We start from the raw sequence: 13,358 nt of genomic DNA, 5'->3' as shown, positions 1-13,358 counted from the left end.
TATTATTCGGCGTTGATTTTGTGATAGAGCTTGCGGCTCAGTACCAATGATACGAGGAGGATCATCAGACAGAAACCGAAGCCAGCCTGGATTCCTAAGTGAGAACCAGCTGAGTGGACTTGTTGATTGACGAGGTCAACCACCATCACAATTAAGGCGGTTCCAAATGCCGCCGCAATTTGTCGCAAAGTATTGAAAGAAGCAACCGCATCAGGGACCAAGTCATTTGGTAATAAGGACAGTGCCTGGGTTTGCAACGGGATTAGCATCGTAACCAGTCCAAACTGGCGAATCGTTTGAAAAAGCGTAATTAACCAAATCGATGAACGAGCACCAATAAACCCCTGACAAGCCGTTCCCAAAATATCGATTAGCAATCCGGCACCAACTAGCCATTGGATTGGGTAACGATCATAAAACCGTCCACTGGTGGTGGAAAGCAATCCGGTAAGCATGGCTCCTGGTAAGACCGCAATTGCAGATACAATTGTACTTTGCCTCATGACAATCTGGACCAATAACGGGATTAAAATTGCGTTACCATACATGGTAGCAGTAATCATCATGTTAATACTGGTGGCCAGGACAAATTGACGGTGGTGCATAACATTTAAGTTGATTAGTGGATGGTCACTGTGGCGTTGGTTGAGGTAGAAGAATGCAATCAGGATAATACCAATAAAGGTCAGTCCCGTAACTTGCCAAGAGATGATTGGCTGCGTGGAAACATTGGATAGCCCCATTAATAAACACCATAGTCCCGCCGTGATGACTGTAAATCCTAAGCTATTGAAGCGGGGATACTCATTATGCGGGATCGAGGGCAGGGTGATGAGGGACGCAATGATTGTCAGAATGACAAACGGTAATACCAAGATAAAAAGAAAACGCCAAGATAAATAATGGAGTAAGAATCCAGAAACGGCTGGTCCTAGAATGGGCGCGCAGTTAAATGCTAACCCAATAATTCCCATAATTCGGCCTTTGTGACCAGGCAGGGCATAGCGGATGGCGAGCACGTTAACGAGTGGCATCATCATCCCCGCTCCGATCGCTTGAATCATCCGCGCAACCACCAGGAAACTAAAACTATTGGCCATTGCACCCGTGATGGTTCCAATCATGAAAATGATACTGAAACAGAGGAAAAGACGCCGAAATGAAAACCGCTTAATTAAGTACGAGCTAACCGGAATCATCAAGGCATTCACCAGCATGTAGCCGTTAGTCACCCACTGGACACGTGCAGCGGAGATGTGGAAGACTTGCATGAAGGTTGGCAGGGCAATGTTCATGAGGGTTGAACACAAGATACCAAAAAAGGTCCCAAAGACCATGACCACCAGGGCCCGTTGGATGCGCTTATTAGTCAATTGATAAACTCCTTTTCAAAAATAACTTGGTTCAGTGTAACAGGACTGGTCCGGGGCTGCAATGGGAATTGACCTAATTGTTAACAAATGCCAAAATTAGAGATGGTATAATAAGATTATTAAGTTTACGGATGTAAATATAATTAATAATGGGGTGTTAAAATGGCAGATAAATTAGAAATCACCAACGCTGAATGGCGAATTATGCGGATTGTTTGGACATTGGGGAAAGCGACCAGCAACCAGGTTATTGATATTCTGCAGCAGAAGACAGACTGGAAACCAGCGACGATAAAAACCTTATTGCGGCGATTAGTCGAAAAGGGGGCCCTGCAAACAACCCGTCATGGTCGGGCTTTCATCTATACTGCTTGCGTTCAGGAACAGGCGACAATGAACCAGTCCGCCGATGAGCTGTTTGATAGTATTTGTGAAATGCACGTCGGTTCCACGATTGCCCATGTGATCAAACAGCGACCCTTGAGCAAGAGTGATATTCAACGATTGCAGAAGATACTAGCAGAAAAGTTACCGGATGCTCCGGATGAAGTGGACTGTAACTGTGTTCCAAACATGCGGTGCGAATAGGAAAGGAAATTGTCATGAGTGACTCATCAACAATTAGTGGCAAAAGTCGGGTCCGTGAAATAATGGCTGTGATGCGCAAACACCACTTTTTGCGTAATTTTTACCGGCAGACCAACCCAGAGGAGATTTGTGCGGCGCTAGAGGAATTAGGACCCACTTTCATCAAACTGGGCCAGATTCTGTCAACGCGGGCCGACCTAGTTTCACCTAGTTATATTAAAGCGCTCAGTAAATTGCGCGATGATGTGCCCGCAGACCCTTTTGCCAGTGTTGAACAAACTTTTGAAGAAGAGACCGGCAAAAAGATCAGTGCGGTCTTTAAGGATTTTGATGAACAGCCATTTGCTTCGGCTTCCATTGGCCAAGTACACCACGCCCATTTACAAGATGGGACGCCGGTGGTCGTCAAGGTTCAGCATCCGGAAGTAACGACCTTGGTAAATACTGACCTGCATTTGCTGCAGCGGGCAGTAGACTTACTGAAGTATGTACCAACTGAAAAGGCAGTGGTTAACCCGACAGCTGTTATTACTGAACTCAGTCGATCCCTGAGAGCAGAGATTGACACGATGCGAGAGGTGCAGAACGGGGAAGAGTTTTACCGACTTAACAATCAGGCCGGGATTATTCGCGTACCAAAAGTTTACCGTGAATACTGTGCACCGAAGATCCTTGTTAATCAGTTGATGAAGGGGCAAAGTATTCAGCACCTCGTTAATCAAAAATTGAGTAGCGATCAGGCAACTAAAGACATGCAGGTCCAAACCCGTGAGATGATTGCGAAAACATTGGTCAATAACTTTATCAAGCAGGTTTTCGTTGATCACTTTTTCCAAGCGGATCCCCATCCAGGTAACATTTTAATTGAACAGGTTGATGAACCTGAGATAGCAACCGAACACGAAATGAGTCGTCAGGTTGGTAACGTAAACTTTGAATACCAACGTCAAGGAGTGTTACCACCGTACCGGATTAACTTAATTGATTTTGGGATGATGGGCCGTTTGACGCCGGCAATGGCGGATGGCATTGCTAAAATTGTCTTGGCGATTAATTCGAAGAATACCCGGCAGATTGGGCAAGCCATTCTGGCAGTCTGCAATCAGACAGGACCGGTAGATGAACAGCAATTTTTCACGGATCTGGGGCATTTCCTGCGTCCATACATGTCAACTGGTTTAAGCGAGATTGATTTTTCAACGTTGCTTTATCAAATCATCCATCTGTGTGCAGATAATCACCTGCAAATGAAGGCTGAGGTGACGATGCTAGTACGCGCCTTTGGCATTCTAGAAGGAACGGTTGCCAAGCTTGATCCTAACCTTTCCATGATGGAAGTGGCCCGACCATTTGGCCGACGGTATTTGAAGCAGCATTTTAACTTGCGGAATCGTCTTGAGGATGACTTGTGGGGGAGCTACCAGGCTGGTCACCAATTAATTCAGCTCCCTGGCCACGTCAATGATTTCTTAGATGCTTTAACTAATGGGGATGCCCGTCTGAACTTTAAGTATCAAAATGAAGAGCGGATTAGCCAGCTCTTGTTACGAATTACCAATCGACTGGTGGTGGCCCTTATCCTGGCTGCTATTATTGTAGGGTCCTCATTACTTGTTGAGGGAAGTGCTGATCATCCGCATATTTATCGGCTTGGTGTCACCGGCTACTCGATTGCAATTGTGATCGTGATCATTTTGGTATCCTCTGAATTAATTACGCGGTGGCGGCAGAAACGTGCCCGAAAGAAGCGATACTAATGATCTACCTCTTTAGCTGGTTCTTGCTACTCGTCTTATTGTGGTGGCCAAAGGCACAACAATTGCGCTGGCCAGGGGCATGGACGATGATCGGGACAGTTGTGATTCTTATGGTGTGGCGACAATGGCTTATGTATCCGTTAGCTGTTGCCGGTGCCTGTCTCTTGGTTTGGTTAGAAATTTTACAAATAATTTTAGTGCGTCGGTTTCAAAACATCGGCAATGCCCAGTCGTTTAACGCCAAAGTCTTTGTTCTGGAGCTGTTGGACATGCTACTAATATTGCCGCTGCAGGTCAAAATCTGTCTGCATAATCAATTTGGGATCATCACCCAACAAGTTTCATTACTTGCCCTGATGATCAATGGACTGATCACGGTCGGCTTGTTATTGTTCTGGTTCATTACTTTGTGGTTGCCAGTGATGCAACCAGCGGGCGAATCATTACAGGCAATTGTTATCCTTGGTGCCGGTTTGCACGATGACAAAGTGCCACCGATATTAGCTAGTCGGCTTCGCGTTGCCAATCAGTTATGGCTCCAGCAGCCCACCGCCAAATTAGTAGTCACTGGCGCGCAATTACGTGGTGACCATTTGTCGGAGGCCGCAGCGATGGCTGACTACTTAGTACATCATTGTCAGGTACCACGAACACAAATATTGCTAGAAGAAGATGCTCACAACACGTGGGAAAATTTGCAATTCAGCTCACGTTTATTACAAAATTTGGGAATCAGCGAAGAAAGCAAAATTGCGGTCGTTACGAGTTCTTTTCACTTGATCCGCGCTTGGACATACTGTCGTCAGCAAAAACTGGGGTGGACATTGGTAGCTGCACCGACCCCACTGGGCCACCAACCCATGGCAGTTACTCGCGACTACCTTGGTATTTTGCGTGACCATCCTTGGTTCAGCATGATGATTGTGATTGTGGCACTTCTGGTTGCTGAAATCCTCATATAAGTAAATAAAGCTTCCGGGAGCATTCTCGGAAGCTTTATTTTGCTATTTATTCTTATAAACGGAAACTTCAATTAAGTTCTTGTCAGGATCGTGAACATAAATTGAGGTCATTGGGCCTTCGGAACCGCGTTTTTCAATTGGTCCAGTAACGACATCAACGTAGTAACTGCGGAAATGATGGAGAATATCATCTAACTTGTCTCCAGCAACTAAACATAAATCAGCCGCACCGATTGTTGGGTGGGGAGCTTTGAGATCCGTGTCCCGATCAGCTTTTTGCAACCGGATCAGTTGATGACCACAACGCAGGGTAATGACATCATCAGTCGTTTGTTGGTCAATCACTGGCATGTCAAAGACCTCGTGATAAAAACGCATTGCATCTTCCAGATTGCTGACGGTTAAGACCACGTGGTCAATCCTTCTCATCTTCATTGTTTCGACCTCCTTACCAGCGTCAATTATACTGAATTCCGAAAAGAATTGCCAAACCATGACGCTCCTAGTAAGATAAAACACACGGAGGATAAAGATGAAAGTCAAAAATATTTTAAGTGTCGCCGGATTTGCCTTTATTGGTGGAATCTTACGCTATCTTTTAACAATTATTGCCCCAGGAATGGGCGTCTTATTAGCTAATTGGCTAGGTTGCCTGCTCTTGTCATTCTTAACTTATTACGTGATCGAACGCGACCTTATTGCTGGGTGGTTAAACTTAGGACTAGGTACCGGCCTGATTGGGGCGTTTACCACCTTTTCTTCGTTCACGACAACAACCATTCAATTAGGCAACAATGAATGGCGATTTGCGCTTGTTTATGGTTTAGCGAGTTTGATTGGCGGCTTTGTTCTCGCTTTAATGGGCTATTGGTTAGCTAAACGATTAGTGGAAATGGAGGAATACCATGATTAACGTTGGCCTTGGATCAGCAATTGGGGCAGTCGTCCGTTATCTCGTGACTACCTGGTGGAAACGGAGCCAAATTGATTGGCCGTTTGCCACGTTGTTCATCAACGTGACTGGTGCAGGTCTTTTAGGCCTCGTGATTAGACATTTTGGCTCTGCTAATGGACAATACCTCTTTTGGGGTGTTGGTGTTATGGGTGGCTATACCACTTTCTCAACGCTGAATACTGAATTAGTCGCAATGTTTGATGAGCACGCCTATGGTAAGTTACTGAGTTATCTAGTATTGACTTACGGAGGTGGCCTCTTAGCAGTTTGGTTAATTTTAGGATAGTGGTTCAAAGACTGTGTGCTTTGAACCCTTTTTATTTTGTCAGCATTTCAATTAATAATATAATTAATTGTTGAAACCACAATGAAGGGAGTAGCTATTCATGAAAAAGAGTTCGGTCGGCATCTTTTTGACCGTGGTTATTATCTTAATTGCCATTATTGGTGGTGCATTTTTCCATACGCGAAAGACAAACCAGTTTGTCCATTCAACCACTGCAACTTTATTTTTCCATGGCGGTGGCAGTTCTTATCGGGCAGAAGATAGCATGGTGAACGCGGCTAAGCGTGCCGGGGTTACCAATACCATTATCAGGGCAGATGTTACGAAAGACGGTCAGGTCAGTTTGCATGGTAATATGCATCGTGGCGCCATTAACCCAATTGTTGAAGTTAACTATGAGGACAACCGTCAGCTTGATTTCAATAAACATGGTAAATATGCCACCAATGTTGCTAAGCTGCTTCAAAAGCAGTATGGAATAAAGAAAATTAATATGGTCGGCCACTCCCTCGGCAATATATCGATCATTTACTACATGTTACAAAATGGCAAGAATAAGCATATGCCGCAATTACAGAAGCAAGTAGACATTGCCGGTCATTTTGGTGGACTTGACTTTGCTGGTATTCCGGATGCCATTAAGCAGCCGGCCGGAATGAAGTTAAATGCTCAAGGGAAGCCTAACCATATGAATGCTACTTATCGGCAAATGACGGCGGCCCGTAAGATCTATCCGCAAAACCAAGTCGCGGTTTTGAATATTTACGGTGACATTGGCAACCATACTGATGGTCGGGTAACGAATGTTTCGTCCCGTTCGCTAAAGTACCTGGTTGCTTCACGGGCCAAGTCATATACCGAAATTAAATTCACCGGCAAAAATGCCCAACATTCTAAATTACACGAAAATGCCAAAGTTGATCGCGCATTGATCAAGTTCTTATGGCAGAAGAATTAAATTCAGAAAGGAGCTTTTTATGATCAAGACAAAAGAGAGTACCATCCCGGCCCAGATTGAAGTTCGCGGTGGTCGGGTTCACAACTTGAAGAATATTGATGTCAATATTCCGCTCCACCAATTTGTTGCTATTTCGGGATTATCGGGTTCCGGTAAAAGTTCATTGGCAATGGGCATCCTTTATGAAGAAGGGTCGCGTCGCTATCTAGAAGCTTTGTCGACATATACACGACGGCGGATCAAGTTGGGGGCGCAGGCGCAAGTGTCGTCAGTTAAGCATATCCCATCAGCATTAGCGCTCCACCAGCGACCATCTGTGCCTTCCGAACGCGCTACCGTGGGGACAATGAGCGAGCTCTTCAACGTTATCCGCCTGATCTTCTCTCGGCTCGGTCAACCGGTCTGCCCAAATGGCCACCGTTTAAAGCCCAGTTTAAAAATTGCTCAGGCAATGAGTAAATCAGGTGATGAAATGGGTCAACTAACCTGTCCCGTGTGCGGTGCAAAGTTCTATGCATATAGTGCGGAAGACTTTGCTTTTAATTCCGATGGGGCCTGCACTAATTGTCAGGGGACCGGGAAAGTTCGTGAACTAGACGAAGACAAGCTAATTGGCGATCCCAACCTGTCACTTGCTGATGGAGCCGTTGCATCTTGGCACTTGCCAGGGCGAAATTTCATGCCGCAAGTAGCGGAAGCAGCGGGGGTCCGGATTAATATTCCTTATAAGAATCTAACCGATAAGGAGAAGGAATTTGTTCTCAATGGTCCAAGCAAGAAGTACAAGATGGATTTTGCTTCAAGCACCGGCCGTGTTTTCCACGACTTTAATGCCTTATATGAAAATGCCCACCGCGCCGTTCTAGAGTCAGCGCGGACGAGTAAGAGTGCTCGTGCTCAAGAACGGATCAAGGAGTTTTTCCACTTCTCCACCTGTCCTGTTTGTCATGGGACACGGTTAAAGCCAGAATTGTTGAAGCAGTTAGCCGGTGGATTGAATATTGCAGAAGTAACTAACCTGACTCTGGCGGAACTCCCAGCATGGCAAAAGAAGGTCATGGATGAGTTGCCAGCTGATATGCACAAGTTAGGGACTTCCGTGTTCAAACAATTTGAAGATAATCTCCGTCCACTGTTGGAATTGGGGTTGGACTACCTCTCCCTGTCACGGAACGGGAATACCTTATCAACTGGGGAACTTCAACGGATTCAGTTAGCGCGGACTCTACGGACGGAGACAACCGGGGTTTTGTATGTGCTTGATGAACCTTCTATTGGTCTTCACCCAGATAATGTGGCTGGTTTACTCCACGTTTTTAAGGAACTTGTTGCTCAAGGGAACTCATTAGTCGTGGTAGACCACAACATTGATATCATTGCTGCAGCTGATTGGATTATTGAAATTGGTCCAGGATCCGGGGCAGAGGGTGGCAACATCATTGCTCAGGGCACGCCAAACCAATTACGCCAGACGAGCGACTCCCTGATTGGTCCATTTTTGAATGGTCAGGCTCAGATTAAGGTTCGGCAGACGCAACCTGTGCCAACAAAAACAAATACGGAAATTAAGATTAACCACTACTTTAACTTGGACAACGTCGGCGTCAAGATTCCCACAAACCGCTTAACGGCAGTAACAGGCTTCTCTGGCGCTGGAAAGACTAGTCTGATTCTTGATTCGCTGGTACCTGCCCTGCAGCGGCAAGAGAAGGGGGAACCATTGCCTAAACAGGTTGATTCATTGACAACTTCATTAGAGCATGTTGTTTCGGTTGATGCGACACCGGTGGGGAAGTCTACTCGGTCAACAGTGGCTACGTACACGAGTATCATGGATAATTTACGGCGGCTATACGCTCGCCAACCACTGGCTAAGCAAAAGCATTACACGGCTTCATACTTCTCTTACAACAATAAACAAGGCGCTTGTCCAAACTGTGGCGGTACTGGAATCGTTACGCTTGATATTCAATATCTGCCGGATATGCAACAGACTTGTCCAGTTTGCCAAGGTGATCGTTATAATAATGATATTCAAAAGGTCCAATGGAATGGCCGATCAATTGTTGATGTATTGAATCTCGATGTCCGCCATGCCATTCCGGTCTTTGCAAAGGTACCGAAGATCGAACGAGAGTTGAAACTATTGGATGAAGTTGGTCTCGGTTACCTCCACCTTGGTGAAAGTACGCCTTCACTATCCGGTGGGGAAGCCCAACGTCTGAAACTGGTAAAACACTTGTCCCACCGGCAAGAAACAACCCTCTTTGTCTTTGATGAACCATCCGTCGGTCTGCACCCGTTAGACGTGCAAACCCTTTTGCAAGTTATGCAGCGATTGATTGATAAGGGCGCGACAATCATCATGATTACCCATGATGTGAACTTAATGGTCAATGCTGACTACCTAATCGATATGGGCCCACGTGGCGGTAACAAAGGTGGTCAAATTGTTGCGGAAGGACAACCAGATGAGTTAGTAAAGAAACCAACAAGTTTGACGACTCAGTATTTAGCAGAATTTGAACACCGGTTTAATTAACGAAAAAATGCACTAGCGATGTTGCTAGTGCATTTTGCTTATTCTGCTAAATTAGCCTTATGTTGCTTGTAGAATTTACGAATCACATAGTAGCAAGCAAAGATAATCAAGAGCGCAATGATAATGGGGATAAACCTTTTGAAATCTCCTTTGAAGATTGCATCCCCACCGAAGGCATACAGGAATGATGTTGGTGCCATGCCGACAAATAACATTGCGAGGTACCGCCGCTGGTCGATATGCATTTGGGAACTGGCGTAGTTAACAAGAATACTGGGGATGAACGGAATCATAAACCCAATCGTCAACCCAATTAACGGGTGCTTTTGGTTCAATAGCAGGTCCAATATACGTTGACTCTTCATGCGCTTAGAAATGTCAATATGGTTTAATAAGCTAATGACGAGACAGTTTCCGCAAATATTGCCCAGCCAGTTGACCATGAACCCTAACCAGGGGCCGTAACAAAGCCCCACAAAAATGCAGACCACTGAATTCGACATCCCTGGAATGGCGTTAAATAAGGCGACCAAAGCTAACAGAAGAATAGAATTAACAAGGCCATGTTGCCGCATCAGTGCGAGTAACTTCGCTCGTTCGCCAGGGACGGGATGCAGTAATAGGTGAATTTCGGCGTGATAGTTATTGACAATAAAAGCGATTACAATTATTGATAAAACAACCGCCAAGGTAATTAACCAGCCGCGCCCTAATTTAGTTGTTCGATGTTTACTTCCCATTAAAAGTTAATCCTGCTTCCTTGAATAATTGAACCAAAGTGGCCCGTAGTAAGGGATCATGGGCGTACAAGTAAGTTCCTTTAACGCCCCGTTTGAAGAGTACATTTAAGGAATTCATAATCATCCGTTTTTCTAACGCAATAATTTCATCGGGATCGGTTAAGTCTGCCCGGCGCTTGAATGCTTCAGAATCCGTATACTTATCTAAATTAATCTGTAATTTCATTGTATCAGGAATTTGACTGATTGGGGGACCGAGAATGATGCCAGAATAATTCAAATCAAACCCTTGGCACGTGTAAATGGAACCTACCTCATCAATCGTTTGGGGAATTTCTGCCCACGGCGTCACAGTATAGTTATACTGGTCCCACGGCATTTTGAACTTTCCCTCAACAATATAATGCTTACCGCCATCAAGCGTCGAAGGGTAACCTGAGGTCGAGAGAATGCGGGATAGGCCAACTTCCTGATTCCGCTTGACAATTGCCTGCCGCATTGCTTCTGCATCGTCATAGATGCGAAAGTCATAATGATCGCGCGCATCTGATGGCAAAGGGGTGAGCTCATAATCATCGGTAAAATGATTAAACCAATCAATCAGGTCATCGCTAGCGGTCATTCTAAACTGGTGCTTAAGATGATACTCCTGATGTGGATACTGGTGGGTAATTTTTTCTAACCGTTGCGGTGTCCACAAACTCTTCATCCGTAAGACCTGGTATTGGTCAAAGACAAGAATCACAACTTTGGCTCGTTTGATAATCTCAACAAGCTGATTATCGTGATAGAAATTATTGTAGTGGTCTGGTTTGGAAAGTAATAAGTGGGCTTCATCGATCACCGCTACATCGATCGTCTTATTCTGCTTAGACAACTGATTAATTAATGATGTTGGTCGGGCAAAGTCTTTTTTATACAAGCTCTTAATGCCACCAGCAATTTCACGATAAACCTTCAAAATTTCGGGATGGTTGACCACAAAGTAATTGCTGGTTCCATAAAGCGGTGAGTTTTGGTCATGCCGGGCAGCCGTTTGAATTTGGTTAAAGAGGTGCGATAAAACGACACTTTTTCCCGTACCAGCATCCCCGTAAATCGTGTAGATGGCCGGGTAGTTACCAGTTAAATGATTCACTGTAAAGGTCATGATTTGATTAACAAGGTGCTGTTGCTCCGTTGTTAAATGCTTAAATGGTGAAAGCTTATTTGTTGCCTGATTTTCTTGACTAGTCATGTATTAATTGACCTCCATCTCAGACTAATCTTACTGGAGCGGGACGATTTCGTCAATTTGTTGCGGCCATCAGATCACGAACATTGGTGAAACGTGGTAAAATATAGACAGTGTTTTTGACGTACCAGGATCACGCTGGTAAAAACTTTTGAAGGGGTGGCTGAGATGAATCGACATCCAGATTACTTATTAAACCGGGTTAACGAACCGGAAGATATTAAGAAAATGTCGTTGGATGAGTTGAAACAATTAGCAACGGAAATGCGCCAATTGGTCTTAGAACGCGATGCTGCAATTGGTGGACACGTGGGGCCAAACTTAGGAATCATGGAAACGGCGATTGCCTACCATTATGTTTTTGACTCTCCACATGACAAGGTAATTTGGGATGTCTCACACCAGTGCTATCCACATAAAATGTTGACAGGACGGAAACTGGGGTTCTTAGATCCTGATCATTATGAAGATATTAGTGGGTACACTTCACCCGAAGAAAGTGCTCATGACTTCTTTGAGATTGGCCACACCTCGACTTCCGTTTCTCTAGCCGTTGGGTTAGCGCAGGCACGCGACCTGTTGCATCCAGACTCAAAGGATAATATTGTGGCCGTAATTGGGGATGGTTCCCTGAGTGGTGGCTTGGCTTTTGAAGGCTTCAACAATGCTGCTAAGCTGAATTCGAACCTGATCATCGTGGTTAACGATAACCAGATGGCCATTGATAAGGATCAGGGTGGCCTGTACAAAGGTTTAGCAAAGCTGCGTGAATCCAATGGCGAGGATCCGAATAATATCTTCACATTTATGGGCTTTGACTATCGTTACATCGCTGATGGCAACGACCTGCAGACGATGATTGATACCTTTAAAGATGTTAAGGACATTGACCACCCAATCGTCTTGCACGTTAATACTCTCAAGGGTAAGGGCTATGAACCTGCAGTCGAGGATAAGATGAAGTGGCACTGGCAAGGACCATTTGACATCAAGACTGGCAAAAGCAAGGAAAAGCCAGCCGGTGAAAATTACTCTGATGCCATTTTAGCCGAACTGGGCAAGCAAATTGATGCTGGAGAACCAGTAGTCGCCATTAATGCAGCTATTCCAGGCGTATTTAACTTGAAGTCCTTCCAAAAGAAATATCCTGACCGCTATTATGATGTTGGTATTGCTGAACAAGATTCCATCACCACAGCTGTTGCCATGGCTGAAGCGGGTGCTAAGCCGGTTGTATTCCAGAATAGTACCTTCTTACAGCGAGCATACGATCAGCTGATTCATGACATGGCCCTTAATGATTCGCCAGTGGTCATGATTGTGCGTGGCGGAACGATTGCCTCTGGATCAGCAACCCACCAAGGTTCGTTTGACATTTCCATGATTTCCGACTTGCCAAATATTGAATACTTGGCACCAACTAACTTAGAAGAAATGATCTCGATGTTAAAGTGGGCCCTTAAGCAGCGGGAACAACCCGTTGTTATTCGCCAGCCAGAAAAAGAGTTAATTCATGGTACTCCTAGCCAAGATAACTACAGTCATATCAAGTATGACGTCGCCCATCAAGGGAGTGAGGTTGCTATTATGGCAGTTGGTGACTTCTGGCAACTAGGTGTCGAAGTGCGGGACCAATTGCAAAAGAAGTTGAACATCGACGCCACGCTGGTTAATCCAAAGTCCGTGACTGGGATTGATCCAAACTATTTGCACCACTTATCTGAAAATCACAACATTGTGGTCACCCTTGAAGATGGTAATGTTTCTGGTGGCTTTGGTGAAACAATCGCACGTTACTATGGACCAAAGGATACCAAGGTACTGAACTTCGGAGCACCACGTGAATTTGCGGATAATGTTCCGTTGGACGTTATGTACGAGTGGTACCACTTGACACCAGAACAAATTGTTGACGATATCGAAAAAGTTTTACATTCACTATAAAGAAAACCCCGCCATATCA

At 45.0% G+C, this 13,358-nt stretch carries 12 protein-coding genes; 8 read left to right on the top strand and 4 right to left on the bottom strand.

Translation table 11 applies throughout. The features are described 5' to 3' along the window. Nucleotides 1-2: 2 nt before the first annotated feature. Complete coding sequence (locus FD27_RS05590; RefSeq protein ID WP_057750783.1) at nucleotides 3-1,373, bottom strand: DHA2 family efflux MFS transporter permease subunit; 1,371 nt, start codon at nucleotides 1,371-1,373, stop codon at nucleotides 3-5. A 162-nt stretch (nucleotides 1,374-1,535) separates the two neighbouring features. Here FD27_RS05590 and FD27_RS05585 point away from each other — a divergent pair, with 162 nt between their 5' ends. From FD27_RS05585 to FD27_RS05575, 3 genes are read left to right on the top strand one after another with little or no spacing between them, the layout of a single operon-like run. Next, nucleotides 1,536-1,961: a CopY/TcrY family copper transport repressor gene (locus tag FD27_RS05585; protein WP_057750778.1), complete on the top strand. Its 426-nt coding sequence runs from the start codon at nucleotides 1,536-1,538 to the stop codon at nucleotides 1,959-1,961. 14 nt (nucleotides 1,962-1,975) lie between these two features. Then, the gene (locus tag FD27_RS05580) at nucleotides 1,976-3,718 is read left to right on the top strand and encodes an ABC1 kinase family protein (RefSeq protein ID WP_057750775.1); all 1,743 of its coding nucleotides are present in this window, start codon (nucleotides 1,976-1,978) and stop codon (nucleotides 3,716-3,718) included. Beyond that, nucleotides 3,718-4,680 carry a YdcF family protein gene (locus FD27_RS05575; protein ID WP_057750772.1) on the top strand — a complete coding sequence of 321 codons (963 nt, stop codon included), beginning with the start codon at nucleotides 3,718-3,720 and terminating at the stop codon, nucleotides 4,678-4,680. Before FD27_RS05580 ends, FD27_RS05575 begins: the two co-directional genes overlap by 1 nt. Before the next feature lie 42 nt (nucleotides 4,681-4,722). Here FD27_RS05575 and FD27_RS05570 read toward each other — a convergent pair whose 3' ends face one another. Continuing rightward, entirely contained in the window at nucleotides 4,723-5,115 is a 393-nt protein-coding gene (locus FD27_RS05570; RefSeq protein ID WP_057750769.1) for a VOC family protein, read from the bottom strand. A 97-nt stretch (nucleotides 5,116-5,212) separates the two neighbouring features. Between FD27_RS05570 and FD27_RS05565 the strand changes: the two genes are divergently transcribed. The 4 genes from FD27_RS05565 (at nucleotide 5,213) to FD27_RS05550 (ending at nucleotide 9,421) form a co-directional block, all read left to right on the top strand. Then, entirely contained in the window at nucleotides 5,213-5,593 is a 381-nt protein-coding gene (locus tag FD27_RS05565; protein WP_057750766.1) for a fluoride efflux transporter FluC, read from the top strand. Continuing rightward, on the top strand, nucleotides 5,586-5,921 hold the full coding sequence (locus FD27_RS05560) for a fluoride efflux transporter FluC (RefSeq protein WP_057750763.1): 336 nt from the start codon (nucleotides 5,586-5,588) through the stop codon (nucleotides 5,919-5,921). The genes FD27_RS05565 and FD27_RS05560 overlap by 8 nt, the downstream gene beginning before the upstream one ends. Nucleotides 5,922-6,021: 100 nt before the next feature. Further along, complete coding sequence (locus tag FD27_RS05555) at nucleotides 6,022-6,879, top strand: alpha/beta hydrolase (RefSeq protein ID WP_057750760.1); 858 nt, start codon at nucleotides 6,022-6,024, stop codon at nucleotides 6,877-6,879. A 19-nt stretch (nucleotides 6,880-6,898) separates the two neighbouring features. Further along, nucleotides 6,899-9,421: an AAA family ATPase gene (locus tag FD27_RS05550; protein ID WP_057750757.1), complete on the top strand. Its 2,523-nt coding sequence runs from the start codon at nucleotides 6,899-6,901 to the stop codon at nucleotides 9,419-9,421. Nucleotides 9,422-9,459: 38 nt separating this feature from the next. On the opposite strand, the gene FD27_RS05545 is transcribed toward FD27_RS05550, so the two are convergent. Together FD27_RS05545 and FD27_RS05540 are read right to left on the bottom strand one after the other, a co-directional pair. After that, on the bottom strand, nucleotides 9,460-10,161 hold the full coding sequence (locus FD27_RS05545) for a TVP38/TMEM64 family protein (RefSeq protein WP_057750754.1): 702 nt from the start codon (nucleotides 10,159-10,161) through the stop codon (nucleotides 9,460-9,462). Continuing rightward, the gene (locus FD27_RS05540) at nucleotides 10,151-11,398 is read right to left on the bottom strand and encodes a DUF2075 domain-containing protein (protein ID WP_057750751.1); all 1,248 of its coding nucleotides are present in this window, start codon (nucleotides 11,396-11,398) and stop codon (nucleotides 10,151-10,153) included. Before FD27_RS05540 ends, FD27_RS05545 begins: the two co-directional genes overlap by 11 nt. A 165-nt stretch (nucleotides 11,399-11,563) precedes the next feature. Here FD27_RS05540 and FD27_RS05535 point away from each other — a divergent pair, with 165 nt between their 5' ends. Beyond that, nucleotides 11,564-13,339: a 1-deoxy-D-xylulose-5-phosphate synthase gene (locus FD27_RS05535; protein WP_057750748.1), complete on the top strand. Its 1,776-nt coding sequence runs from the start codon at nucleotides 11,564-11,566 to the stop codon at nucleotides 13,337-13,339. The last annotated feature ends 19 nt before the right edge of the window (nucleotides 13,340-13,358 follow it).

This window comes from Limosilactobacillus frumenti DSM 13145 (assembly GCF_001436045.1).
Classification (GTDB): Bacteria; Bacillota; Bacilli; order Lactobacillales; family Lactobacillaceae; genus Limosilactobacillus; species Limosilactobacillus frumenti.
Note: the sequence above shows the minus strand (reverse complement) of the source record. Positions and strands in the feature narration are given on the sequence as shown.

Excerpts from the sequence above, each read along its gene's own strand:
- FD27_RS05580 (WP_057750775.1), top strand. The coding sequence starts at position 1,976 with ATGAGTGACTCATCAACAATTAGTGGCAAAAGTCGGGTCCGTGAAATA.
- FD27_RS05540 (WP_057750751.1), bottom strand. The coding sequence starts at position 11,398 with ATGACTAGTCAAGAAAATCAGGCAACAAATAAGCTTTCACCATTTAAG.
- FD27_RS05555 (WP_057750760.1), top strand. The coding sequence starts at position 6,022 with ATGAAAAAGAGTTCGGTCGGCATCTTTTTGACCGTGGTTATTATCTTA.
- FD27_RS05575 (WP_057750772.1), top strand. The coding sequence starts at position 3,718 with ATGATCTACCTCTTTAGCTGGTTCTTGCTACTCGTCTTATTGTGGTGG.
- FD27_RS05550 (WP_057750757.1), top strand. The coding sequence starts at position 6,899 with ATGATCAAGACAAAAGAGAGTACCATCCCGGCCCAGATTGAAGTTCGC.
- FD27_RS05560 (WP_057750763.1), top strand. The coding sequence starts at position 5,586 with ATGATTAACGTTGGCCTTGGATCAGCAATTGGGGCAGTCGTCCGTTAT.
- FD27_RS05585 (WP_057750778.1), top strand. The coding sequence starts at position 1,536 with ATGGCAGATAAATTAGAAATCACCAACGCTGAATGGCGAATTATGCGG.
- FD27_RS05535 (WP_057750748.1), top strand. The coding sequence starts at position 11,564 with ATGAATCGACATCCAGATTACTTATTAAACCGGGTTAACGAACCGGAA.
- FD27_RS05565 (WP_057750766.1), top strand. The coding sequence starts at position 5,213 with ATGAAAGTCAAAAATATTTTAAGTGTCGCCGGATTTGCCTTTATTGGT.
- FD27_RS05545 (WP_057750754.1), bottom strand. The coding sequence starts at position 10,161 with ATGGGAAGTAAACATCGAACAACTAAATTAGGGCGCGGCTGGTTAATT.
- FD27_RS05570 (WP_057750769.1), bottom strand. The coding sequence starts at position 5,115 with ATGAAGATGAGAAGGATTGACCACGTGGTCTTAACCGTCAGCAATCTG.